Genomic DNA, 22,045 nt, shown 5'->3' with positions numbered 1-22,045 from the left:
TCTCATCCGCATCCCTTCGAGAGGATCCTTTTCGTGCCATCGACCCCCGACGTCAAAACCGAGCTCGTCCGCGTTGTCCCGCAGCGCACCAGCGAGCGTGTATCGGAGCTGGCGACGATCCTGCGGCTCTCCGGGGGACTCCACACCATCTCGGGGCGCATCGCCCTCGAGGCCGAACTGCACACCCCCGCGATCGTGCAGCGCGTCCGCAAGGACCTGGCCGAGATCTACGGCGTCCGCTCGGACGCCATGCAGCTCCCCGCATCGAGCACCCGCCCCGGCGCCCCGCAGTTCCTCGTCCGCGTGCTCGACGGCGAGACCATCGCCCGCCAGCTGGGCCTCATGGATCCCCGCCGCCGTCCCATCCGTGGCCTGCCCAACCGCCTGACCACCGGTTCGCAGCCCGAGCTCGCCGCCATCTGGCGCGGTGCGTTCCTGGCGCGCGGTTCGGTCACCCCGCCCGGCCGCTCGGCGAGCCTCGAGGTCGTGTGCCCGACGAACGAGACGACCATGGCGCTCGTGGGCGCCGCGGGCCGCCTCGGCATCGCCGCCAAGAGCCGCGACATCCGCGGCCAGCACAAGGTGCTCGTGCGCGACGGCGAGGCGATCGGCGAGATGCTGAGCGCCATGGGCGCCGTCGACGCCCGCGCCGCCTGGGACGAGCTGCGCAAGGCGCGCGAGACCCGGGCCACCGCCAACCGCCTCGTCAACTTCGACGATGCCAACCTCCGCCGCTCCGCCCAGGCCTCCGTAGCCGCGTGCGCCCGCGTCGAGCGCGCGCTCGAGATCCTCGGCGACGAGACCCCCGAGCACCTGCGCTACGCCGGTGCGCTCCGCCTGAGCCACCGCGAGGCCAGCCTCGACGAGCTCGGCGCCCGGGCCGATCCGCCCCTCACCAAGGACGCGATCGCCGGCCGGATCCGCCGTCTGCTCGCGATGGCCGACAAGGAGGCCGAGTCGCGCGGCATCCCCGGCACCGAGGCGAGCCTGCCCGAAGAGCTCGACGCACTCTGAAGTCGCTGCGAACACCGGTCATCTCGCGGAATATCTCGCGGTCGGGTCCGGTTGTCGGCATAGACTGAAGTCACATCAACGAAGAATTCGAAGGAGCGCCACATGGCCGCATACACCCTGCCCGAGCTTCCCTACGATTACGCCGCCCTCGAGCCGCACATCAGCGGCAAGATCATGCAGCTGCACCACGACAAGCACCACCAGGCCTACGTGACCGGTGCGAACAACGCGGTCGATCAGCTGGCTGAGGCGCGCGAGAGCGGCAACCTGGCCACGGTCAACAAGCTCGAGAAGGACCTCGCCTTCAACCTCGGCGGTCACGTCAACCACACCATCTTCTGGAACAACCTGTCGCCCGAGGGCGGAGAGCGCCCCGAGGGCGAGCTCGCCGCGGCGATCGACGAGTACTTCGGCTCGTTCGAGAAGTTCCAGGCGCAGTTCACCGCGACCGCGCTGGGCGTGCAGGGCTCCGGCTGGGCGCTCCTCGCGTGGGACACGCTCGGCCAGCGTCCGCACATCCAGCAGCTGTTCGACCAGCAGGGCAACCTGCCGGCCGGCCAGATCCCGCTGCTGATGCTCGACGTCTGGGAGCACGCGTACTACCTCGACTACCTGAACGTGCGAGCGGACTACGTCTCCGCGTTCTGGAACATCGCGAACTGGCAGGACGTCGCGAAGCGTTTCGACGCGGCGCGCACGCAGACCAGCGGGCTGATCCAGCTCGGCGAGTGAGTCGGCTCGGGCCGGTCCCTTCGGGGACCGGCCCGTTCGTCTCTCGGCGGGACCCGCGGGTCGCCGTCGAGTGGTGCGGATCGCTCACCCGAGCGGTCCGTGCACCGGGGCGGGGAGTCCGTCTCGGCCATCTCAACAGTTGAAAGGCACGTGAATGGGCACACGGATCGCTATCAACGGTTTCGGTCGAATCGGCCGGAACTTCCTTCGTGCGGCGCTGAGCCAGGGGTCGGATCTCGACCTCGTCGCGGTGAATGATCTCACCGACACGGCGACGCTCGCACACCTCCTCAAGTACGACTCCGTCGGCGGGATCCTCGATGCAGAGGTCACGCACGACGACACGTCGATCACGGTGAACGGCGACACCTTCCGGGTGGTCTCCGAGCGCGATCCCGGCAAGCTGCCGTGGGCGGAGCTCGGCGTCGACATCGTCATCGAGTCCACCGGACACTTCACCAAGGTGAGCGATGCCGAGGCGCACCGCACCGCCGGAGCGCGCAAGGTGATCATCTCCGCGCCGGCCACGGGCCCGGCTCCCACCTTCGTCATGGGCATCAACCAGGATCAGTACGACGCGGCCAACGACCACGTCATCTCGAACGCGTCCTGCACCACGAACTGCCTCGCGCCCGTCGCGAGCGTGTTCGACGAGGCCTTCGGCATCGAGCGCGGCTTCATGATGACCGCGCACGCGTACACGGCCGATCAGGTCCTGCAGGACAGCCCGCACCGCGACCTCCGTCGCGCCCGCGCTGCCGCGATCAACATCGTCCCGACCTCGACCGGCGCGGCGAAGGCCATCGGCCTCGTCCTGCCGAAGCTCGCGGGCAAGCTCGACGGATCCTCCTACCGCGTTCCCGTCCCGACCGGCTCGATCGTCGACCTGACGCTGGTCACGCGCGACGGCCTCACGGTCGACGAGATCAACTCGGCGTTCCGCGCGGCGGCCGAGGGCCCGCTCGCCGGGTACCTCCAGTACTCGACGGATCCGCTGGTCTCCAGCGACATCCAGCAGAACCCGCACTCGGCGATCTTCGATTCGGAGCTCACCGCGGTCTCGGGCAACCTGGCGAAGGTCTCGGCCTGGTACGACAACGAGTGGGGTTACTCCAACCGTCTCGTCGACCTGACCCGCTTCGTCGGATCCCAGCTCTCCTGAGCGCGAAGTCGGACGCCGGCCGACTCCAGCCCCCGGCACCCACATCCCCCTGAAGGAGGACCCAAGCCGCCATGCGCACCATCGAATCCCTCGGCCAGCTCCGGTCGAAGACGGTGATCGTCCGCTGCGATCTGAACGTTCCGCTCGCCGACGGCGAGATCACCGACGACGGACGGATCCGCGCTTCGCTCACCACGATCCGCGAGCTCCGCGAGGCCGGTGCACGGATCGTGCTCATCAGCCACCTCGGCCGTCCGGCCGGTGCGCCTGAGGAGCGCTACTCGCTGCGCCCGGTCGCGGTGCGCATGGCGGAACTGCTCGGGGCCCCCGTCGCGTTCGTCGGCGAGACCGTCGGGACCGAGGCCTCGGCCGCGGTCTCGGCGCTCGGCGACGGCGATGTGGTGCTCCTCGAGAATCTGCGGTTCAACCCGGGCGAGACGAGCAAGGACGCGGAGGAGCGCCGCGCGTTCGCCGCGAGCCTCGCCGAATTCGGCGACGCGTTCGTGTCGGACGGCTTCGGCGTCGTGCACCGCCGCCAGGCCAGCGTGACCGAACTGGCCGAGGCGCTCCCGAGCGCCGCGGGCCGCCTGGTCGAGGCCGAGCTGCGCGTGCTCGAGCGTCTGACCGTCACCCCCGAGCGGCCGTACGCGGTCGTGCTCGGCGGGTCGAAGGTCTCCGACAAGCTCGGCGTCATCTCGCATCTCATCGAACGGGTCGACACCCTGCTCATCGGCGGGGGGATGGTCTTCACCTTCCTCGCCGCGCAGGGGCACGCGGTGGCCTCCAGCCTCCTCGAGGCGGATCAGCTCGACACCGTGCGCGGGTATCTCGCCGACGCCGAGAAGCGCGGCGTGCGCATCGTGCTGCCGACCGACATCGTCGTGGCGGAGCGGTTCGCCGCCGACGCCGCACACGAGGTGGTCGCCGCCGACGCCATCGACGGGAGCTCCTTCGGAGCGGCCGGCATCGGCCTCGACATCGGCCCGGCGTCGGCCGCGGCGTTCGCCGCGGTCATCGCCGAGGCCAAGACCGTCTTCTGGAACGGGCCCATGGGCGTGTTCGAGATGGCGGCGTTCGCGGAGGGCACCCGCACCGTGGCGCGGGCGCTGACCGAGACCGACGGGTTCACCGTGGTCGGCGGCGGCGACTCCGCCGCGGCCGTGCGCGCGCTCGGCTTCCGCGACGACCAGTTCGGACACATCTCGACTGGCGGCGGCGCCAGCCTCGAGTTCCTTGAGGGGAAGACCCTTCCCGGTTTGGAGGTGCTCGCATGAGCAACGAATCGCAGAACGACGCGCAGGACGCCGAGCTCGTCACCGACGACACGGTCGAGGTGGCGCCGCTCGCGGAGCAGGACGCAGCGCCCGCGGCCGATGAGGCCCCCGCAGCCGGGACGGCCGAACCCGTCGAGCTGCCGCAGGTCGAGCGCACCCCGCTCATCGCCGGCAACTGGAAGATGAACCTCGACCACCTGCAGGCGATCGCGTTCGTGCAGAAGCTCTCGTGGGCGCTGAAGGACGCGCGCCACGACTACGCGGATGTCGAGGTCGCGGTGTTCCCGCCGTTCACCGACTTGCGTTCGGTGCAGACGCTGCTCGCCGCCGACAAGCTCTCGCTGAAGCTCGGCGCGCAGGACGTCTCCCCGCACGAGTCGGGCGCCTACACGGGCGATATCTCGGCGCAGTTCCTCGCCAAGCTCGAGGCCGCCTACGTCATCGTCGGGCACTCCGAGCGCCGTCACGGGCACGGCGAGGACGACGCGACCGTCGGGGCCAAGGCCCGCGCGGCCGCGGCTGCCGGGGTCACCCCGGTCATCTGCGTCGGCGAGACCGCCGAGGACCTCGCCGAGCACGGTGCGGCGGCGATCCCCGTCGCGCAGCTCGAGGCCGCGCTCGCCGAGCTCCCGAAGGGCGCCGAGTTCGTGCTCGCCTACGAGCCGGTCTGGGCGATCGGCAGCGGCCAGGCCGCCACGCCCGAGCAGGCCGAGGCGGTCGCCCGCGCCCTGCGCGAGGCGATCCTGCGCGCGCGCGGCGAAGAGGCGGCCGGTTCCACCCGGATCCTCTACGGCGGCTCGGTGACGAGCCAGAACATCGCGGGCTTCATGCGGCAGCCGAACGTCGACGGCGCGCTCGTCGGCGGGGCCAGCCTCAAGTCCGACGAGTTCTCCCGAATCATCCAGTTCAAGAAGCACGTCACCGGCGCGTAGTCGGCGACGCACCGTGCCGTCCCGGGGGAGGCCCCGGGACGGCACGGTATACTGGTCGATGGCGCGCTGCGCCTCGACCCCTCGAAAGGTGGCCCGCGTGGGTATCCTCAAGATCGTTCTGCTCGTCTTCCTGGTGATCACCAGCCTGCTGTTGACGCTCTTCATCCTGCTGCACAAGGGTCGCGGCGGAGGTCTGTCCGACATGTTCGGCGGCGGCGTCACTTCGAGCCTCGGTTCGTCGGGGGTTGCGGAGCGCAACCTCAACCGCATCACCATCGGCGTTTCGCTGGTGTGGTTCGCCTCGATCGTGGGCCTCGGCCTGGTCGAGCGCTTCGCGACGGTCTGACCGTCCGACGCCGTCCGGCGCACCACTGACCAGCCGCAGCCCCGGCTGCATCGCAAGAAAGGCAACACGTGTCCGGTAGCAACGCTATCCGCGGCGCTCGAGTCGGATCCGGCCCCATGGGCGAGATGGATCACGGCGTTCGCGCTGACCGCAAAGAGGTCTCGTACTGGGACGCACTCGGCAACGAGACCGTCCGCTACTTCTCGGCGGACGTCGCCGAAGAGGAGATCCCCGAGCAGATCGATTCCCCGCACAGCGGTCTGCCCGCCGGCCGGGATCAGAACAATCCGCCGGAGCTCCTCAAGAACGAGCCCTACAAGACGCACCTCGCATACGTGAAGGAGCGTCGCACGCCCGAGGAAGCCGAAGAGCTGCTGGAGGAGGCGCTGCAGAAGCTGCGCGCCCGCCGCGGTTCCGCGCGCTCCAAGGCGTAATCGCACCCCGCCCGCGAACAGCGGGCACCGAGCGGCGCTCGGCCCGGATTCAGTTCCGGCCGAGCGCCGCTTCGTCTGCCCAGAGCACCGTTTCGACGGTGCCGCGCGCGCGACCGGCCGGCAGCGGCTCGGGATCGTCTGCGGAGCGCACTCGTGCGATCGCCGGAGCCTTCTCGGCGCCCGCGGCGAGCAGCCACAGGCGCTCGACCCGGTCCAGTGCTCGGAAGCTCAGGCTGACCCGCTCGGGCGGCGGTTTCGGCGATTCGCGCACCGCGATCGCGAGCGGCTGCGCGTCGTCGTCGCGGAGCAGGTCGTCACGGCCGGGGAAGAGCGAGCAGAGGTGCCCGTCGGGGCCGACGCCGTTCAGCGCGAGGTCGATGCGGTCGAGCTCGGCGATCAGTTCGGCGTACGCCGCTGCCGCATCGTCCAGGCTCAGGCCGGCATCGGCGGCCGCGACGCGGTGCACGAGCGCGGGATCGAAGTCCACCGAGCCGAAGAGCAGGTCGTCGGCGAGCTGGTCGTTGCGCTCCGCGTCGCCGGCGGGGAGCCAGCGCTCGTCGCCCCAGAGCACGCGCACCCGTCGCCAGTCGACGAGACCGCGGTCGCGGTGGGCGGCTATGCCCGCGAGGGACGCCTTGCCCATGCTTCCGCCGGTGAGCACGAGCACCGGGATCCGACCGTCCTCCTGAGCGCGCCGCAGCACGCCGATGAGGCGTTCGACGATCCGCTCGGTGAGCGCTGCGGCGTCGGGTGCGGACTCGACGCGGAGCCCGGCGCTCATCGCTCGCCCTCCGGCTGATCGGCGAGCAGCAGGGGAACGCCCGCGGTGAGGACGCGGCCGAAGAGCTGGTCGGCCTGCAGCAGACGCAGATCCTCGACCAGGCACTGCGCGCGACCGCGCCGGGGGATCGGGACCTCGAGGCGCGGGTGTCCGGGCTGCGTGATCGCGGCGAAGGTCCCCCGCGAGCGCTCGATAACGGTGTCGGCGTCGTCGGAGTGGATCGTGACGGACTGGATGCCCCACTCGATACCCGCCGACTCCGGAAGGTCGAGCAGGCGCACCGGCACGCCGAGCTGCAGGCGCAGCCAGGCGCCGAGCAGCATGGTCGACGAGGAGTCGGGGGTGCCGCACACGGTGGCGCCCGTGATGCGCCGCTCGGGCGCGTTGTCGAGCGCGGCCGCGAGCTGCGCGCGCCAGAGCGTCACGCGGGACCAGGCGAGGTCGGTGTCGCCCGCGCGGTAGCCCGAGGCGAGCTCCGTGAGGTGCGCGGCGGGATCCCGGAAGCCGCCGCTGTCGCTGATGCGCCGCTGTGCGAGCCGGCCGAGCGGCGTGTCGATGGTGCGGCTGGGCCACACGTCGGACCACCATACGACCACGGGTGCATCGGCGAGCAGCAGACCGCTGACGAGGCGTTCGGGATCCACGGCGACGGCACCGCGAGGGCGCAGGACGATGACCTCTCCCGCGCCGGCGTCGCGACCCACGCGGATCTCGGCGTCGAGCCCGCTGACCGGGACGTCGCCGATGCCGAGCTCGCGTTGCCGTGCGTCGCGGCTGACCTCGCCGACCCAGGTCGGGCGGTCCTCGCCCTCGGGCAGCGCGATCGCGATGATGCGCATGGGGTGCTCGCGGGACGCGAAGTTCGCGGCCGCGACCGCTTCTTCGAGCCCCTCGGAGGTGCTGAAGATCAGCAGCGTGAGCACGCGGCTGAGCGTGGTCGCTCCGCCCTCGGCGCGCAGCAGCACGAGACGCTTGCTGATCCCGCTGACGGTGGTGTCGGGCAGGGTCTCGATCACGGCATCCTCCAAGCGCGGCCGCTGCGACCGAGCATCCGCTCGGCGCTCGTCGGGCCCCATCCGCCCGGATGGTAGGGCTCGGGCGCTCCGCTCGTGCTCCAGGCCTCCTCGATCGGATCGAGGATCCGCCAGGAGAGCTCCACTTCCCGCTGGCCGGGGAAGAGCGGGGGCTCGCCCAGGAGCACGTCGAGGATCAGCCGCTCGTACGCTTCCGGACTGGCCTCGGTGAAGGCGTGGCTGTAGCCGAAGTCCATGGTGACGTCGCGGATCTGCAGGCCGGGGCCGGGCACCTTGGACGAGAACCGGGTGGTCACGCCCTCGTCGGGCTGCACCCGGATCACGAGGGCGTTGTTGCCGAGCATCTCGGGAGCGACCAGCGGATCGACGGCCTTCTTGAAGACGATGGCGATCTCGGTGACGCGCTTGGCCAAGCGCTTGCCGGTGCGCAGGTAGAACGGCACTCCGCGCCAGCGGGGCGTATCGATCCCGAGGGTGATCGCCGCGAAGGTCTCGGTCGTGGAGTGCGGGGCCATGCCCTCCTCCTCGAGGAACCCGGTGACGCTCGCGCCGCCCTGCCAGCCGCCGAGGTATTGGCCTCGCGCGGTGGTCTCGACGAGATCGTCGGGCAGCACCACCGACTCGAGCACCCGCTCCTTCGCCGCCCGCAGATCGTCGGCGCCGAGGCTCGCGGGCCGATCCATCGCGGTCAGCGCGAGCAGCTGCAGCAGGTGGTTCTGGATCACATCGCGCGCCGCACCGATGCCGTCGTAGTAGCCGGCGCGGCCGGCGACGCCGATGTCCTCCGCCATCGTGATCTGCACGTGGTCGACGTGCTCGGCGTTCCAGATCGGTTCGTAGAACACGTTCGCGAAGCGGAGCGCGAGCAGGTTCTGCACCGTCTCCTTGCCGAGGTAGTGGTCGATGCGGAAGACGTGCTCGGGCGGGAACACCGCGTCGATGGCGCGGCCGAGCTCCTGCGAACTCTCGAGGTCGTGCCCGAACGGCTTCTCGATGACGACCCGGCGCCAGCTGTTCGACGGGGATTCGGCGAGGCCGACGTCGCGCAGCTGCGTGCTCACGGTCTGGAACGTCTTGGGCGGGATCGACAGGTAGAACGCGGTGTTGCCCCCGGTGCCGCGATCCCGCTCGAGTTCGCCGAGCACCTCCGCGAGGCGCTCGTAGGCCGCGGCCTCATCGAAGGCGCCGGTGACGAAGCGGATCCCGGTGCAGAACTGCTCCCAGGTGTCCGGATCGAACGGGGTGCGTGCGTGCGCGTCGACGGCCTCGCGCACGACCTGCGTGAACTCCTCGTCGCTCCACTCGCGTCGGCCGAACCCGACGAGGGCGAAGCCAGGGGGCAGCAGGCCGCGGTTCGCGAGGTCGTAGATCGCGGGCAGCAGCTTCTTGCGGGCGAGGTCGCCGGTCACACCGAAGAGCACGATGGCGCAGGGGCCGGCGACGCGGTCGAGTCGGAGGTCGTCGGGGGAGCGGAGCGGATTCCCGATCACGCAGAGGCCTCCTCGGTGCCCCGCGACGGCGCATCGGAGAACGCGGCCGCGATCGTGCGCGCGGCGGCGGCCGGGTCGGCGCAGCGCAGCGCGAACACCGGACGTCCACGCTCGACGAGCACGTCGCGATCTCCGCGGGCCTGCGCGGCGATGAGTTCGCCGAAACCGGAGTCCGACTCGGCGATGGCCAGCTCGGGCTCCGCCGCGTCGAGGATCTGCAGGAAGACGCCCACCGCAGGGCCGCCCTTGTGCAGCTGCCCCGTGGAGTGCAGGAACCGGGGACCCCAGCCGAAGGTGACGGGGGCCAGGAGCCGCTCCGCCGCGGCGGCCCGGAGCGCGTGCAGCGCCTCGGAGGTGCCGCCCTCGCGGTCGAGATAGGCCTGGATCGCGAGGTAGCCGGCCGGGCCGACGGCGGTGCGGAGCGACGCGACGAGCTCGGCGATCGTGGCCGGGAGGGCGCCCGGAGGTGCGGTGAGCACCTCGATGCCGAGAGCGGCGGTGCCGGAGGCGTCGCCGATCGCACCGATCGCCGGGATCGTTCCGTGCGCATCGTCGAGGGCGGCCCGCGCGGCGACCTTCGCCGACTCGACGTCCGGCTGGTCGAACGGGTCGATCCCCATGAGGAAACCGAGGGCGGCCGTCGCGACCTCCCAGGTGAGCATCTGGGCTCCGAGGGGACCGGACACCGAGAGGTCGAGCCGCGGCGCGGACGGGACCTCGCCGTGATCGACGGCGCCGACGGTGACGCCGAGCGCGGTCGTCGGGAGGCCTTCGACGAGCTCCGGGGCGGCGGGATCCAGCACGACGGGGAGCACGCCCCGTCCCGACTTGCCGGTCGATTCGGCCACGAGCTGCTCGATCCAATCGCCGAGCCCCCAGCGGGCGTCGGCGGCCTCGGCGATGGCCAGCGCGAACCGCTCGGGAAGCCCCGCAGCGATCGTGGCGGCGAGCTGCAGCGCGGGGTTCTCGGGTGCATCGGTCGCGAGCGCCTCGCGCACGCCCTCCGCCTCGGCGACGAGCGCGGCGACATCGGCGCCGGCGAGTCCCGAGGGGACGAGCCCGAATGCGGTCAGCGCGGAGTACCGGCCGCCCACGTTCGGGTCGGCGAGGAACACTCGCTGCCCCGCGTCGCGCGCGGAGGCCTCGAGGGGGGAGCCGGGATCCGTCACCACGACGATGCGATCCGCGGGATCGATGCCCGCGTCGCGGAACGCCCGGGCGAAGGTCGCGCGGTGGCTCCGGGTCTCGATGGTGGATCCGGACTTGGAGCTCACGACGACCGCGGTCCGCGCGAGGTCGCCCGAGAGCGCGCGTCGCACCTGGTCCGGGTGCGTCGAGTCGAGCACGACGAGCCCGACGCCGTCGTGCCGGGTGATGACCTCGGGGGCGAGGCTCGAACCGCCCATGCCGCACAGCACGATCCGGTCGATGCCGCGCGAGGCGAAGTCGCTCCGCAGCTCGGCGATGCCGCTGAGCAGCTCCGCGGCCCGAGCCGAGGCATCGGTCCATCCCAGACGGATCCGTGCCTCGGCCTCGGCCGCGGGCCCCCAGATCGCGGCGTCGTGCGCCGCGATCCGGCTCGCGATGCGGCCGGAGACGAGGCGCTCCAGGAGCGCCTCGACCGAACCGTCGGCGGCAGCACTCGAGGTGCCGCCGGGTTGGTCAGCCAGTGGGCTGCCGTTCGGCTCGTCGGCCGAACGCTCGCGCGTCAGAGGTTGCCCGTTCCCCATCCGCACGACCGGGTTCACCGCACGTCCTCCCGAGCGGCGCTCAGCGCGCCTCTGACGGTCTCGACGAGCTCCGCCCAGGACACGTCGAACTTCTGCAGGCCCTCGACCTCGAGCAGCTCGGTCACCTCCGCGTAGTCGACGCCCTGCGCATCGATCGCGTTGAGCACCTGATCCGCCTCGCGGTAGGTGCCGCTGACGGTGTCGCCGCGGACCTCGCCGTGGTCGGCGACCGCTTCGAGCGTCGCCTCCGGCATCGTGTTGACGACGCCGGGCGCGACCAGGTCGATCACGTAGAGCGTGTCGGGCAGCGCGGGATCCTTGACGCCCGTGGACGCCCAGAGCGGACGCTGGGGGTTCGCACCCGCCGCGCGCAGCAGCGCGGCGCGCTCGGAGGCGAAGGACTGCTCGAAGACCTCGTAGGCGAGGCGTGCGTTCGCGACGCCGGCGGCGCCGGTGAGCGCCAGGGCCTCGTCGGTGCCGGCGGCACGCAGCCGCGCATCGATCTCGGTGTCGACGCGCGACACGAAGAACGACGCGACCGAGTGGATCGTCGACAGGTCGATGCCGGCCTCGCGGGCTCGCTCGAGCCCGGTCAGGTACGCGTTGATCACCTGGCGGTAGCGCTCCAGACTGAAGATCAGGGTCACGTTGACGCTGATGCCGGCCGCGATGGTCTCGGTGATGGCTTCGAGGCCCTCGACCGTCGCGGGGATCTTGATCATCGCGTTCGGTTTGCCGACGCGCTCCCAGAGCTGCTTCGCCTGCGCCGCGGTGCCGGCGGTGTCGCGGGCGAGACCCGGCTCGACCTCGATCGAGACCCGGCCGTCGAGGCCGTTCGATGCGGCGTAGACGTCGGCGAAGATGTCGCAGGCGTCGGCCACGTCGGCGGTGGTCAGCTCGAAGATGGTCTCGGTGACGTCGAGTCCGCGCCTCGCGCAGTCGGCGATGCGGGAATCGTACCCGTGGCCCTTGGCGAGCGCGTTCGCGAAGATCGTCGGATTCGTGGTCACGCCGACCACGTTGCGCGAGCCGATCAGCTCGACCAGGTTGCCGCTCTCGATGCGTGAGCGCGAGAGGTCATCGAGCCAGATGCTGACGCCGGCGGCGCTGAGCTCGGCGGTGGGTGATGCGTTCATCGTTCGGTCCTTTCAGCGGGTCAGACGGCGGCGACGGTCTCGCGCGCGGCGGAGACGACGGCCTCGGTGGTGATCCCGAACTCGCGGAACAGGGTCTGGTAGTCGGCGGAGGCTCCGAAGTGCTCGATCGAGACGGAGCGGCCGCGGTCGCCCACGGTGCGCTCCCAGCCGAGCGAGAGGCCGGCCTCGACGCTGACGCGCGCGGTGACGGCCGCGGGCAGCACGCTCTCGCGGTACTCGGCGGTCTGCTCGGCGAACCACTCGAGGCAGGGAGCGCTGACGACGCGCGCGCCGACGCCCTCGGCCGCGAGGATCTCGCGCGCCTCGACGGCGAGCTGCACCTCGGAGCCCGTCGCGATGAGCAGCACGTCGACGGTGCCCGTGGGAGAGTCCGCGAGCACGTAGGCGCCGCGACGAACGCCCTCCGCAGCCTGCTCCGCAGTCGCGAAGTCGCCACCGCGCGGCAGCACGGGGACGTTCTGGCGGGTCAGCGCGATGCCGGTGGGGCCCGCGTGGCGGGTGAGGATCTCGTGCCACGCGACCGAGACCTCGTTGGCGTCGGCGGGGCGCACCATCGCGAGGTTCGGGATCGCGCGGAGCGTGGCGAGCTGCTCGATCGGCTGGTGCGTCGGGCCGTCCTCGCCGAGGGCGATCGAATCGTGGGTCCAGACGAAGACGCTCGGCACGTTCATGAGCGCCGCGAGACGGACCGCGGGACGCATGTAGTCGCTGAAGATGAGGAAGGTTCCGCCGTAGCTGCGGGTCTTGCCGTGCAGCTGGATCCCGTTGAGGATCGAGCCCATGGCGTGCTCGCGGATGCCGAAGTGCAGCACACGACCGTAGTCGTTGCCGGTCCAGGCGCCGGTCGAGTGGTGGGCGGGCACGAAGGACGCCGCGCCGGCGATGGTCGTATTGTTGGAGCCCGCGAGGTCGGCCGAACCGCCCCACAGCTCGGGCATCACGGGGCCGAGCGCGTTCAGCACCTTGCCGCTCGCCGCACGCGTCGCGATGCTCGTGCCGGGTTCGAACACGGGCAGCACCTCGGCGGCCTCGGCGGGGAGCTCCTGCGCCTCGACACGGTCGAACAGCGCCTTGCGCTCGGGGTTGGCCGCGGCCCAGGCGTCGAAGTCGGCCTGCCAGGCGGCCCGCTTCTCAGCGCCGCGGGCGACGGCCTCGCGGGTGTGCGAGATGACCTCGGGGGCGACGGCGAAGCGCTGTTCGGGATCGAAGCCGAGTACGGTCTTGAGTCCGGCGAGCTCCTCCGCGCCGAGCGCGGAACCGTGGATCCCGCCCGTGTTCTGCTTGCCGGGCGAGGGCCAGCCGATGATGGTCTTGAGGATGATGAGGCTCGGCTTTCCGGTCTCGGCCTTGGCGGCCTCGATGGCGGTGTAGAGCTCGGCGACGTCCTCGACGTAGGATCCGGTCTTCTTCCAATCGACCTCGATGACCTGCCAGCCGTAGGACTCGTAGCGCTTCGCCACGTCCTCGGAGAAGGAGATGTCTGTGTCGTCCTCGATCGAGATCTGGTTGGAGTCGTAGATCGCGATCAGGTTGCCGAGCTCCTGGTGGCCCGCGAGCGACGACGCCTCGCTGGTCACGCCCTCCTGCAGGTCGCCATCGCCGGCGACGACGTAGATGAAGTGGTCGAAGGGGCTGGTGCCCGGCGCGGCCTCGGGATCGAAGAGCCCGCGCTCGTAGCGCGCCGCGTAGGCGAAGCCGACGGCGGAGGCGAGGCCCTGGCCGAGCGGGCCGGTGGTGATCTCGACGCCCTTGGTGTGCCCGTACTCGGGGTGGCCGGGGGTCTTCGAGCCCCAGGTGCGCAGCGACTCGAGATCCTCGAGCTCGAGGCCGTAGCCGCCGAGGTAGAGCTGCACGTACTGGGTCAGGGACGAGTGCCCCACCGAGAGGATGAAGCGGTCGCGGCCCACCCAGTCGGCGTCGGCCGGATCGTGCCGCATCACCTTCTGGTGCAGCAGATACGAGACCGGGGCGAGGCTGATCGCGGTGCCGGGATGGCCGTTGCCCACCTTCTCGACCGCGTCCGCGGCCAGCACACGAGCGGTGTCCACCGCGCGATCGTCGAGTTCATCCCACTGCAGTTCGTTTGCCAATGCCCAGCCTCTCGGAACCGTTGATTGCGCGAAGGCCGCGCAGACCGGGTCCCAGCTTACCGCGGCTCGGGATATCATTGAGAGCGATGTCCACCGAGATCGCAGCCCCCGAACAGCTCCACGAGCCGCGTCAGCGGCCGGGATTCCGCCGTACCGTGAAGGCATACGTGTCGCTGACCAAGCCTCGCGTCATGGAGCTGCTGCTGGTGGTGACAATCCCGGCGATGTTCCTCGCGCAGCGCGGAGTGCCGAACCTCTGGCTGGTGCTGGCGACGCTCATCGGCGGCGCCATGAGCGCCGGCTCGGCGGGCGCGTTCAACTGCTACATCGACCGCGACATGGATCGCAAGATGAAGCGCACCAAGAACCGTCCGCTCGTCACCGGCGAGATCTCGGACCGCGGCGCGCTGATCTTCTCCTGGGTGCTCGGCATCCTGTCGGTCGCGTGGCTCTGGGCCACGACCAACTGGCTGGCGGCGGCGCTGTCCGCCGCCGCGATCTTCTTCTACGTCGTGATCTACACCATCGTGCTCAAGCGCCACAGCGAGCAGAACATCGTGTGGGGCGGCATCGCCGGCTGCTTCCCGGTGCTCATCGGCTGGGCCGCCGTCACCGGTTCGCTCGACTGGCCGGCGTGGGTCTTCTTCCTCGTCATCTTCCTCTGGACCCCGGCCCACTACTGGCCGCTGTCCATGCGCTACCGCGAGGACTACGCCGCCGCCGGCGTGCCGATGCTCGGCGTGGTGCGCGGCCGGGTCACCGTCGGCCTCCAGGTGATCCTCTACACCTGGGCGACCGTCGTCGCGAGCCTGCTGCTCATCCCCGTCGCGGACATGGGCCTGCTCTACTCGATCGCGGCGACCGCGTTCGGCGCCTACTTCATCGTGCAGGCGCACCGCCTCTACGCGCAGGCGATCCGCGGCAAGGAGGGCAAGCCGATGCAGGTCTTCCACACGGCGAACCTCTACCTCTCGGTGCTCTCGCTCCTCATCGCGGTCGACGCGCTGCTGCCGTTCTGAATCTTCTTCGGATTCTCTCCGCCGTTCACTGATTTTCTTTCCTTTTTCGCTTTCACGACAATTTCCTTGCTAGGCTCCGGGAACGCTCGAGGAGCAGGAGGAGACGTCTGTGAGCTTTTTTGGACGACTGACGAAAGGTGTCGTTGATACCCCGCCTGAGGCGGGCAGTGACCATTTGAACATCGCACCTTTTGTTGCGGGGCTCTCGAACTTCATCGTCGAGTGCCAGACGCCCATGACTATTGCTGTTCAAGGCGACTGGGGCACTGGTAAGACGAATACGATGCTGCTCACCGAACGGGCGATCGCCGACGATTCCCATTACCGACTCTCCGACGCTCCCGCTGATCCGAAGACAGAGGTTGGGCCGGCTCCGGTATATACGATCCGGTTCAATACCTGGCAGTACTCCCAGTTCGACTTGGGTGAGCGATTGGTCGGGAGTCTGCTGGAGAACATCGGTGCGCACCTGATGTTGGCGAACCCTGGAGGAAGGTCCGCGGCCAAGCGGCAGGCGTTCATGCAGACCCTGCTCCCGATCGCTTCGAATGCCGGAATGGGAATTCTCAAGGCGGCGCTGAACGTCAGTGGGCTCAGCGCTATCAGCGGCGCCATCGAGGAAGTGAAGGATTCGTACAACTCGGTACGCGCTGCATCGGCGACCCGGCGCAATGAGGACGCCGCAGCTGTGCTGGTCAATGTGCGGGATGCCTTCGAGGCGGCCGTGAGCGAACTGGTGAGCACAGCTAGCGAGACCGTGGATGATTCCGGACGTCTCGTCGTCTTCATCGACGACCTCGACCGGCTGGAACCTCGCAAGGCAGTGGAACTCATGGAGGCCCTAAAGCTCTTCCTCGATGTTCCCCACTGCGTGTTCATTCTGGCGATCGATTTCTCGGTCGTGCATCAAGGGGTCATCGAGAAGTACGGTGAGCGCATGGGGCGTGGGAAGTCCCGCGCGTTCTTCGACAAGATCATCCAGGTTCCGTTTCAGATGCCAGTGGGAGCCTTTGATACGGAGCGGTTCTTCACGCAGCTCATCTCGGACACCGGGTTTCCTTTGGCACCGGACGAGCAGCCGCAGGTTCTGAGACTTATCGGTGCTTCCGTGGGAAGCAATCCCAGAGCGATCAAACGCCTGATCAATACGGCTCTATTGCAGAGGAGCATTACTGATATCCAGCATTCGTCTCGAACCATGGATGATGGCACCGGGGATGCAGTCGCCACTTCCAGCACCGAGCTGTTCGCGATCCTGTGCTTTCAAACTGCATATCCGGACACCTATGCCGAGATACTGAAGCGCGGAGTGCTGAGCTCCCAGCTGGTCAAGAACTTCTTCGCCGATGCGGAGGAGGTCGTATCTGAGACCGATGAAGATTCGTCCGCATCGTTCGAAGCCGGATCCGGTGAATCCGATACCGGGACCGGCGGCGATGCTCGCACTGAGAACGAGGCGCTGCGGCTGGAACTGGCGAATGCGCAGATCGAGGACATGGATCATTTTCAATCGCTAGTTTCCGAAGTTCGCCGGGTCTTCTCTCCGGGGGAGACCTTCGACGACCTGCGATTCGCAGATGTGTTCCGTCAAGCGGTCGCCACGAGTTCCGGTACTGAACGGATGCAAGATGATGCCGAGCCACGGAAGCGTGGCCAGAAAGCATACGGTCGGGAGAATCGGCGGCAGCGGATACTCGAGGAACTGCGCTGGTCGCGGGCGGAGGAGAAGATGCGGCTGGCGGAGGAGTTCGCTGGCGTGCTCGAGCGTCTGGACGGCGTAGAGATCGGAGCGGAGGCGGCGAACCCGAGCCGATGGGTCATCGAAGTCCACGGGAAGCGCGTCGGCCAGGTTCTGCTTCACCAGCGCTTCTTCCACGTGGTTCTTGAACCGCGCTGGTTCTCCGGAGAGGAAGACACGCTCGCATTCCTGCGGAAGTTCCGAGCTGCGTTCCCTGATTGGGACCCAGATCGATTCGATAGGAACGACGAGACAGGATGGTTCGGGGTGCTGAGGCTCGGTCAGGAGGACACTGCGTTCGTCGCGGATCTCGCAGGCTTCTGGAGTGAGCTTCTGAGTGACGAGGTCTCGTTCCGGAACCGAACGGGCGTCCGCGAAGCATGAACGCCCGGGAGTATCAACGGGCGCGATCGAAGCCCATCGTGTAGGCCTTCGCCGCGGTCCGGCTCAGCGGCGTCCGCATCGTCGTCCCGATCGAGGCCCGCAGCGCCGTGTGCTCGAGGCGGCCGCGCGGGCGGCCCAGCGCGGTGTTGAGGCCCGCGATGCGGGCCGCGGTCCTCGCCGAGGCCAGGCGCTGCCGCTCCCACCGGACCAGCTCACGATCCTGATCGGCGTCCAGGCGCAGACGCGCGGCCAGGATCGGGGCGAGTCCGGCCGCGTCGAGCAGACCGAGGTTCATTCCCTGCCCGCCGATCGGGCTGATCTCGTGCGCCGCGTCGCCGATCGCGAAGAGCCTGCCGCCCGCGTCGAGTCGCATCCGGTCCAGCAGCGCGCGGCGGATCCGGAACGCGGAGACCGCCTCGAACGCTGGAACCGACGCGGCGTCGCCCGAACGCTCCGCGACGGCCCGCCGCAACCGCTCCGAGGCACGGTCGGCGTGCCCGGGTCGCCCGTTCCCCGAGTCCTCGAGCCCGGCACCGCCCACGTCATCGGGTCCTGCTCCGAATCCGGCCACGAATCGTCGACCGCCTCCTGCCAGCGGGAAGGATTCGAGCACCCCGCGAGGATCGAGCGCGATGACGGCCGTGCGGTCGTCGCCGCGCCGATCGAACGCTTCCGCGGAGTCTGACATCAGGAAGCGGTCGGGGTACTCGCGGGTGGCGAGGCGCGCGTACGGCAGCGCGAGCACCCGACCGGGGGCGCCGGTCGCGAGCACGACGGCGCGCGCGGTGAGTTCCTGCTCCTGCTCGTTCCGTACGATCTCCAGGACGACCCGGTCGGGGTACGGCGCGACCGATCGCACCTCCGCGTCGAAGCTCGGCTCCGGAGCATCGAGCGACACGGCGTGCTCGGTCGCGGACTGGGGGACCGAGACCGCGAAGGGGAATCGCCGTCCGGGCCTCGCGAAGTCGAGGACCGCGAGCCGGCGGGGTCCGTCGTAGGCGAGACCCCGTTCGACCCGCGCGGCGAGCGCCAGCAGGAGCTCGGTGGCGCCGGACGGCTCGAGCGCGGCGAGCGCGGGCGGGTGCAGACCGATCGCGCGGCCCCCCGGAGGCGGTTTCACGCCGGCCTCCGCGGGTGCGCTCCGGCGCTCGACCAGTAGCACGTCGATGCCCTGCCGGGCGAGCTCCGAGGCCAGGAAACGCCCGCTCGGGCCCGCGCCGACGACGATCGCCTCGTGATCGACGCGGGCGGTCATCGGGGCGCCTCGGAGAAGCGGCGCACCGCGAGCAGGCGGAACCGGCCGACGGTCTCCACCCACCACTCGGCGGGGAGCCGCGCGGTGAGCTCGGCGGGGGTGTAACTTCTTCGGATGCTCCGCAGTCCGTCGACCCGGAGGAACGTGCCGGGGGCGACGGGGAGCGCCGCGACCGAGAACGCCGCGTAGGCGAGCCGCCCGCGGGCGATGTCCGAGTGGACGCAGGCACGCTCGGCGAGCGCGCTCGAGTCGTCGATCAGCGCGTCGAAGGATGCCTCGTCGAGGTGGTGCAGCACGTGGTTCGAGACGACGAGGTCGAAAGTATCGCCCGAACCGCGGATCTCCGAGCTCGTCGCGCACGTGAAGCGGACGCCGGGGGTGCGCGGCCCCCGATCCGCCGCGTCGAGTGCGCGCGGATCGGGATCCACACCGAGCCCGTCGATCGCGAAGCCGTCGCGTCGGGCGAGCCGCGCCAACCGCCGGAGCACATCGCCGCCGCCCGAGCCGATGTCGAGCACGCGCGCGGGCGCCTCCGACGCGGCGAGGATCGGTCTGAGCAGCGTGCGGTAGACCGCGCCCCAGCGCGACACGGCGCCGTTGACGAGGCCGAAGCCGCGCAGCGTCCGTTGCAGGCGGCGGGGATCGCAATCCGGGTCGTCCATCAGCTCCGTCAGCGCCTCGTCCCGCTGCGCGAGGCCGGGGCCGGGCGGCTTCATGCCCGCTGATCCGCGCGAGTGCGCCGCACGAAGCGCGCCGTCTCGACGGTCAGCCCCGGCCCGAAGCACAGACCGGCGATCCGAGCGCCGTCGGCGATCTCCGGATCCGCGAGGATCCGCTGCAGGATGAACAGAATCGTCGCGCTCGACATGTTGCCGAAGTCGCGCAGGACGGCGCGGGAGTGCGCCAGCGCCCCGTCGCCGAGACCGACACCATCCTGCACGCGGTCGAGCACGCTCCGACCTCCCGGGTGCACGGCCCAGACGTCGATCTCGGTCAGCGGATCGGCGTCCGCGCCGATCATCGCCTCGACGACGCCGGCGATCTCGCGCCCGATGATCCGGGGCACGTTCGCGGTCAGGCGCATCTCGAATCCGCGGTCCCCGATCGTCCAGTCCATGTCGGCCTCGCCCTCGGAGGTGATCGCCGTGGAGAAATCGCCCACCTCCAGCGATTCGCCTCGTCTCGCCGGAGCCGACGAGACGATCGCAGCGCCCGCACCGTCGCCGAACACGGCGGACGCGACGATCTGCTCCGGATCGCTCGACGACCGGATGTGCAGCGAGCAGAGCTCCGTGCAGACCACGAGCACGACGGATCCGGGTTGCGCGGCGCAGATACGGGCGGCCGCGCGGAGCGCCGGGAACGCCGCGGCGCAGCCCATGAACCCGATGTGCGTGCGCTCGGCGCTCGTGGGGATCCCCAGCTGACGCACCAGAAGATAGTCGGGGCCGGGCGCGAAGAACCCGGTGCAGGAGGCGGTGACGACGTGCGTGACCTCCGCGGCCGCGTAGCCGGAGCGTTCGAGGGCCTCGCGCGAGGCGGCGGCGCTGAGCAGCGGGGCCTCCCGCCGGTAGAGCTCGTTGCGGGCCCCGGTCGACGGCGCGCGCAAGGTCGCCCCGTCCTCGGTGAACAGGTTCTCGCCGGCTCCGAAACCGCCGATCACGGAGTAGCGGTTGTCGATGGCGGAGGAGTCGAAGGCCGCGCCGATCAGTCGGGCGGTCAGGCGGCCGACCCCCGGTTGCGCCGCGAAGAAGTCGCGGGTGCTCGGCTGCGGCAGCCGGGATTCGGGGACTGCGGTGCCGATGGCGAGGATCTGAGTGCTCATGGACTCATGAAACGCCCGATCGCTCCGGATGGGAAGTGTCCGGAGCTGTGGAATTCCTCGTGTGGGGTGTTCAGGCTCGCGGAATCGGAGCGCTGCGGCGAACGAGTACCCGCACGACGAGCACGGAGGCGGCGACGATCCCGACTGCGAGGGCGATGCCGCTCGCAAGATAGAAACGATCCGCGATCGCGATCGCGGCCTCCGAATCCCAGTCCGGGAAGGTGTCACCGACCGACATCATGTTGCCGAATGAGAACCAGAAGTAGGCGGGCGCTCCAAAAGCGATGATCGCAGCCCAGCCGACGATGCTGGCGAAGATGGAGAGGCGCTTCGCCAGCAGCAGACTGGCCCAGGCCACCGCCAGTGATATTCCGGTCGCCGCGAACAACAGCCCTGGGATCGCGCTCACCGGTTGCTCGGCCGCACGCATGTGGGCGACGGTCTGGTCGAGGGGCAGATGACTCGCCGCGGTCATCTCCCAGTCGTTCATCGAGGCGGCGCCGAGAATCGCATAGCCGGAGACTGCCAGCGCGCCGGCGATGATGACCAGGACCCGGAACCGGGAGTCCGTCGAGAGGGACATGCTCAGCCCTGGGCGGCCACCGGCCGCTTCAGCCGCAGCACGACGATGGTCATGGTCGCCGCCGTGAGCGAGGCGAGCACCATGTGCACGCCGACGGCCAGCGGGGGGAGGCCCGAGCGCGACTGGTAGACGCCGACGATGATCTGCACGATGAGGAGGCCGAGCAGCGCGGCGGTCCAGCGGCGGGGACGGAGCTCGCGGGTGATCGCCCAGCCGAAGAGCACGGCCACGAGGGCGAACGAGATGTAGCCGGGCCACGCGTGGACGTGCGCGAGGATCGAGGCGTCGAGTCCGTGGCGCTGGATGTCGGCGTCGCCCGAGTGCGGGCCGGCACCGGTGGTGAGCACGCCGACGACCACGAGGATCGCCATGACGAAGGTGGTGATGTGCGTGAGGATTGCGAAGGGCTTCGGCACGGCGCGCTCGCGAGCACCGGGCGCCTCGTACATGCGCGCGATGTACGCGGCGGTGAGGCAGACGAGCACGAGCGAGACGATGTAGTGGAAGCTGACGAGGTTCGCGTTCAGGTGCAGCCAGACGATGACGCCGCCGACGAGGGCCTGCAGCAGGACCAGCGTGAGCACCACGAGGGACATCGTGAAGAGGTCGCGGCGCACCGCGCGGATGCGCCAGCTGAGGATCGCGACGAGGATCGCGAAGACGAGCAGCGGGCCCGAGATGGTGCGGTTGCCGAACTCGATGAGCGAGTGGTAGCTCAGCTCGTCGGTGGGCACCAGCGACCCGGCGGTGCAGAGCGGCCAGGTCGGGCAACCGAGGCCGGAGCCGGTGAGACGGACCGCACCGCCGGTCGCGATGATCGTCGCGTTCAGCACGAAGGACACCCACGCGGCGATGCGCAGGAAGCGCGAGGCGCGGAAGGTCGGACCCGCAGCGGGCGAATCGGATGCGGGGGAGACGGTGCTCGCGCTCGACACGGTTGAATTCCTCTCGATGCTGGGAACGAGCGGACCGGGTTCGTCGAACCGCGGCGCACCTCTCCCGTTTTCACAGCGAGTCTGTAGAATGGTGAGTTGAGGTTGCGTGCGGCGACCCGGAGCGCGGTGC

At 69.9% G+C, this 22,045-nt stretch carries 20 protein-coding genes; 9 read left to right on the top strand and 11 right to left on the bottom strand.

Annotated features, from left to right (window positions below; genetic code table 11):
* Positions 1-33 precede the first annotated feature (33 nt).
* The 7 genes from whiA (at position 34) to ABD169_RS10220 (ending at position 5,894) form a co-directional block, all read left to right on the top strand.
* The gene (whiA, locus tag ABD169_RS10250; RefSeq protein ID WP_099724998.1) at positions 34-1,014 is read left to right on the top strand and encodes a DNA-binding protein WhiA; all 981 of its coding nucleotides are present in this window, start codon (positions 34-36) and stop codon (positions 1,012-1,014) included.
* A gap of 102 nt (positions 1,015-1,116) precedes the next feature.
* Positions 1,117-1,746: a superoxide dismutase gene (locus ABD169_RS10245; RefSeq protein ID WP_046456692.1), complete on the top strand. Its 630-nt coding sequence runs from the start codon at positions 1,117-1,119 to the stop codon at positions 1,744-1,746.
* Between the two features lie 154 nt (positions 1,747-1,900).
* Complete coding sequence (gene gap / locus ABD169_RS10240; protein WP_046456691.1) at positions 1,901-2,908, top strand: type I glyceraldehyde-3-phosphate dehydrogenase; 1,008 nt, start codon at positions 1,901-1,903, stop codon at positions 2,906-2,908.
* Positions 2,909-2,979: 71 nt separating this feature from the next.
* A complete protein-coding gene (locus ABD169_RS10235; RefSeq protein ID WP_344031997.1) occupies positions 2,980-4,182 on the top strand; it encodes a phosphoglycerate kinase in 1,203 nt (400 codons plus the stop codon).
* Positions 4,179-5,114, top strand: coding sequence for a triose-phosphate isomerase (gene tpiA, locus ABD169_RS10230; protein ID WP_344031996.1), 936 nt, complete (start codon positions 4,179-4,181; stop codon positions 5,112-5,114). Before ABD169_RS10235 ends, tpiA begins: the two co-directional genes overlap by 4 nt.
* A gap of 97 nt (positions 5,115-5,211) precedes the next feature.
* Positions 5,212-5,460, top strand: coding sequence for a preprotein translocase subunit SecG (gene secG, locus ABD169_RS10225; protein ID WP_046456770.1), 249 nt, complete (start codon positions 5,212-5,214; stop codon positions 5,458-5,460).
* A gap of 68 nt (positions 5,461-5,528) precedes the next feature.
* On the top strand, positions 5,529-5,894 hold the full coding sequence (locus tag ABD169_RS10220) for an RNA polymerase-binding protein RbpA (RefSeq protein ID WP_344031994.1): 366 nt from the start codon (positions 5,529-5,531) through the stop codon (positions 5,892-5,894).
* A gap of 49 nt (positions 5,895-5,943) precedes the next feature.
* Here the strand turns inward: ABD169_RS10220 and pgl are convergent, their stop codons facing one another.
* The 6 genes from pgl to tkt are packed head-to-tail and all read right to left on the bottom strand — an operon-like array spanning position 5,944 to position 14,176.
* Positions 5,944-6,675 (bottom strand): 6-phosphogluconolactonase, encoded by a 732-nt coding sequence (gene pgl / locus ABD169_RS10215; protein WP_344031992.1) that lies wholly within the window; start codon positions 6,673-6,675, stop codon positions 5,944-5,946.
* A complete protein-coding gene (locus ABD169_RS10210) occupies positions 6,672-7,691 on the bottom strand; it encodes a glucose-6-phosphate dehydrogenase assembly protein OpcA (protein WP_344031990.1) in 1,020 nt (339 codons plus the stop codon). The genes pgl and ABD169_RS10210 overlap by 4 nt, the downstream gene beginning before the upstream one ends.
* Positions 7,688-9,199 carry a glucose-6-phosphate dehydrogenase gene (gene zwf / locus ABD169_RS10205; RefSeq protein WP_046456686.1) on the bottom strand — a complete coding sequence of 504 codons (1,512 nt, stop codon included), beginning with the start codon at positions 9,197-9,199 and terminating at the stop codon, positions 7,688-7,690. Before zwf ends, ABD169_RS10210 begins: the two co-directional genes overlap by 4 nt.
* Positions 9,196-10,947, bottom strand: a complete 1,752-nt coding sequence (locus tag ABD169_RS10200) for a glucose-6-phosphate isomerase (protein WP_344031988.1) — start codon at positions 10,945-10,947, stop codon at positions 9,196-9,198. Before ABD169_RS10200 ends, zwf begins: the two co-directional genes overlap by 4 nt.
* Complete coding sequence (gene tal / locus ABD169_RS10195; RefSeq protein ID WP_344031986.1) at positions 10,944-12,065, bottom strand: transaldolase; 1,122 nt, start codon at positions 12,063-12,065, stop codon at positions 10,944-10,946. Before tal ends, ABD169_RS10200 begins: the two co-directional genes overlap by 4 nt.
* Positions 12,066-12,085: 20 nt before the next feature.
* Positions 12,086-14,176, bottom strand: a complete 2,091-nt coding sequence (tkt, locus tag ABD169_RS10190; RefSeq protein ID WP_344031983.1) for a transketolase — start codon at positions 14,174-14,176, stop codon at positions 12,086-12,088.
* 86 nt (positions 14,177-14,262) lie between these two features.
* Here tkt and ABD169_RS10185 point away from each other — a divergent pair, with 86 nt between their 5' ends.
* On the top strand, positions 14,263-15,195 hold the full coding sequence (locus ABD169_RS10185; protein ID WP_046456683.1) for a heme o synthase: 933 nt from the start codon (positions 14,263-14,265) through the stop codon (positions 15,193-15,195).
* 109 nt (positions 15,196-15,304) lie between these two features.
* Entirely contained in the window at positions 15,305-17,317 is a 2,013-nt protein-coding gene (locus tag ABD169_RS10180) for a KAP family P-loop NTPase fold protein (protein WP_344031981.1), read from the top strand.
* 13 nt (positions 17,318-17,330) lie between these two features.
* Here the strand turns inward: ABD169_RS10180 and ABD169_RS10175 are convergent, their stop codons facing one another.
* From ABD169_RS10175 to ABD169_RS10155, 5 genes are all read right to left on the bottom strand, one after another.
* Positions 17,331-18,572, bottom strand: a complete 1,242-nt coding sequence (locus ABD169_RS10175) for an FAD-dependent oxidoreductase (protein ID WP_344031979.1) — start codon at positions 18,570-18,572, stop codon at positions 17,331-17,333.
* Positions 18,569-19,288, bottom strand: a complete 720-nt coding sequence (locus ABD169_RS10170) for a methyltransferase domain-containing protein (RefSeq protein ID WP_344031977.1) — start codon at positions 19,286-19,288, stop codon at positions 18,569-18,571. Before ABD169_RS10170 ends, ABD169_RS10175 begins: the two co-directional genes overlap by 4 nt.
* Positions 19,285-20,397 (bottom strand): type III polyketide synthase, encoded by a 1,113-nt coding sequence (locus ABD169_RS10165; RefSeq protein ID WP_344031975.1) that lies wholly within the window; start codon positions 20,395-20,397, stop codon positions 19,285-19,287. Before ABD169_RS10165 ends, ABD169_RS10170 begins: the two co-directional genes overlap by 4 nt.
* Before the next feature lie 70 nt (positions 20,398-20,467).
* Entirely contained in the window at positions 20,468-20,980 is a 513-nt protein-coding gene (locus ABD169_RS10160) for a hypothetical protein (protein ID WP_344031973.1), read from the bottom strand.
* Positions 20,981-20,982: 2 nt separating this feature from the next.
* On the bottom strand, positions 20,983-21,915 hold the full coding sequence (locus tag ABD169_RS10155; RefSeq protein WP_344031970.1) for a COX15/CtaA family protein: 933 nt from the start codon (positions 21,913-21,915) through the stop codon (positions 20,983-20,985).
* Between the last annotated feature and the right edge of the window lie 130 nt (positions 21,916-22,045).

It is taken from the genome of Leucobacter iarius, assembly GCF_039530105.1.
GTDB classification, from domain to species: domain Bacteria; phylum Actinomycetota; class Actinomycetes; order Actinomycetales; family Microbacteriaceae; genus Leucobacter; species Leucobacter iarius.
This window is presented reverse-complemented; position numbering and strand designations above follow the sequence as displayed.

What these genes read in the sequence shown, in the direction of transcription:
- ABD169_RS10245 (WP_046456692.1), top strand. Translation starts at nt 1,117, where the DNA reads ATGGCCGCATACACCCTGCCCGAGCTTCCCTACGATTACGCCGCCCTC.
- gap (WP_046456691.1), top strand. Translation starts at nt 1,901, where the DNA reads ATGGGCACACGGATCGCTATCAACGGTTTCGGTCGAATCGGCCGGAAC.
- ABD169_RS10235 (WP_344031997.1), top strand. Translation starts at nt 2,980, where the DNA reads ATGCGCACCATCGAATCCCTCGGCCAGCTCCGGTCGAAGACGGTGATC.
- tpiA (WP_344031996.1), top strand. Translation starts at nt 4,179, where the DNA reads ATGAGCAACGAATCGCAGAACGACGCGCAGGACGCCGAGCTCGTCACC.
- pgl (WP_344031992.1), bottom strand. Translation starts at nt 6,675, where the DNA reads ATGAGCGCCGGGCTCCGCGTCGAGTCCGCACCCGACGCCGCAGCGCTC.
- tal (WP_344031986.1), bottom strand. Translation starts at nt 12,065, where the DNA reads ATGAACGCATCACCCACCGCCGAGCTCAGCGCCGCCGGCGTCAGCATC.
- ABD169_RS10185 (WP_046456683.1), top strand. Translation starts at nt 14,263, where the DNA reads ATGTCCACCGAGATCGCAGCCCCCGAACAGCTCCACGAGCCGCGTCAG.
- ABD169_RS10175 (WP_344031979.1), bottom strand. Translation starts at nt 18,572, where the DNA reads ATGACCGCCCGCGTCGATCACGAGGCGATCGTCGTCGGCGCGGGCCCG.
- ABD169_RS10170 (WP_344031977.1), bottom strand. Translation starts at nt 19,288, where the DNA reads ATGAAGCCGCCCGGCCCCGGCCTCGCGCAGCGGGACGAGGCGCTGACG.
- ABD169_RS10165 (WP_344031975.1), bottom strand. Translation starts at nt 20,397, where the DNA reads ATGAGCACTCAGATCCTCGCCATCGGCACCGCAGTCCCCGAATCCCGG.
- ABD169_RS10160 (WP_344031973.1), bottom strand. Translation starts at nt 20,980, where the DNA reads ATGTCCCTCTCGACGGACTCCCGGTTCCGGGTCCTGGTCATCATCGCC.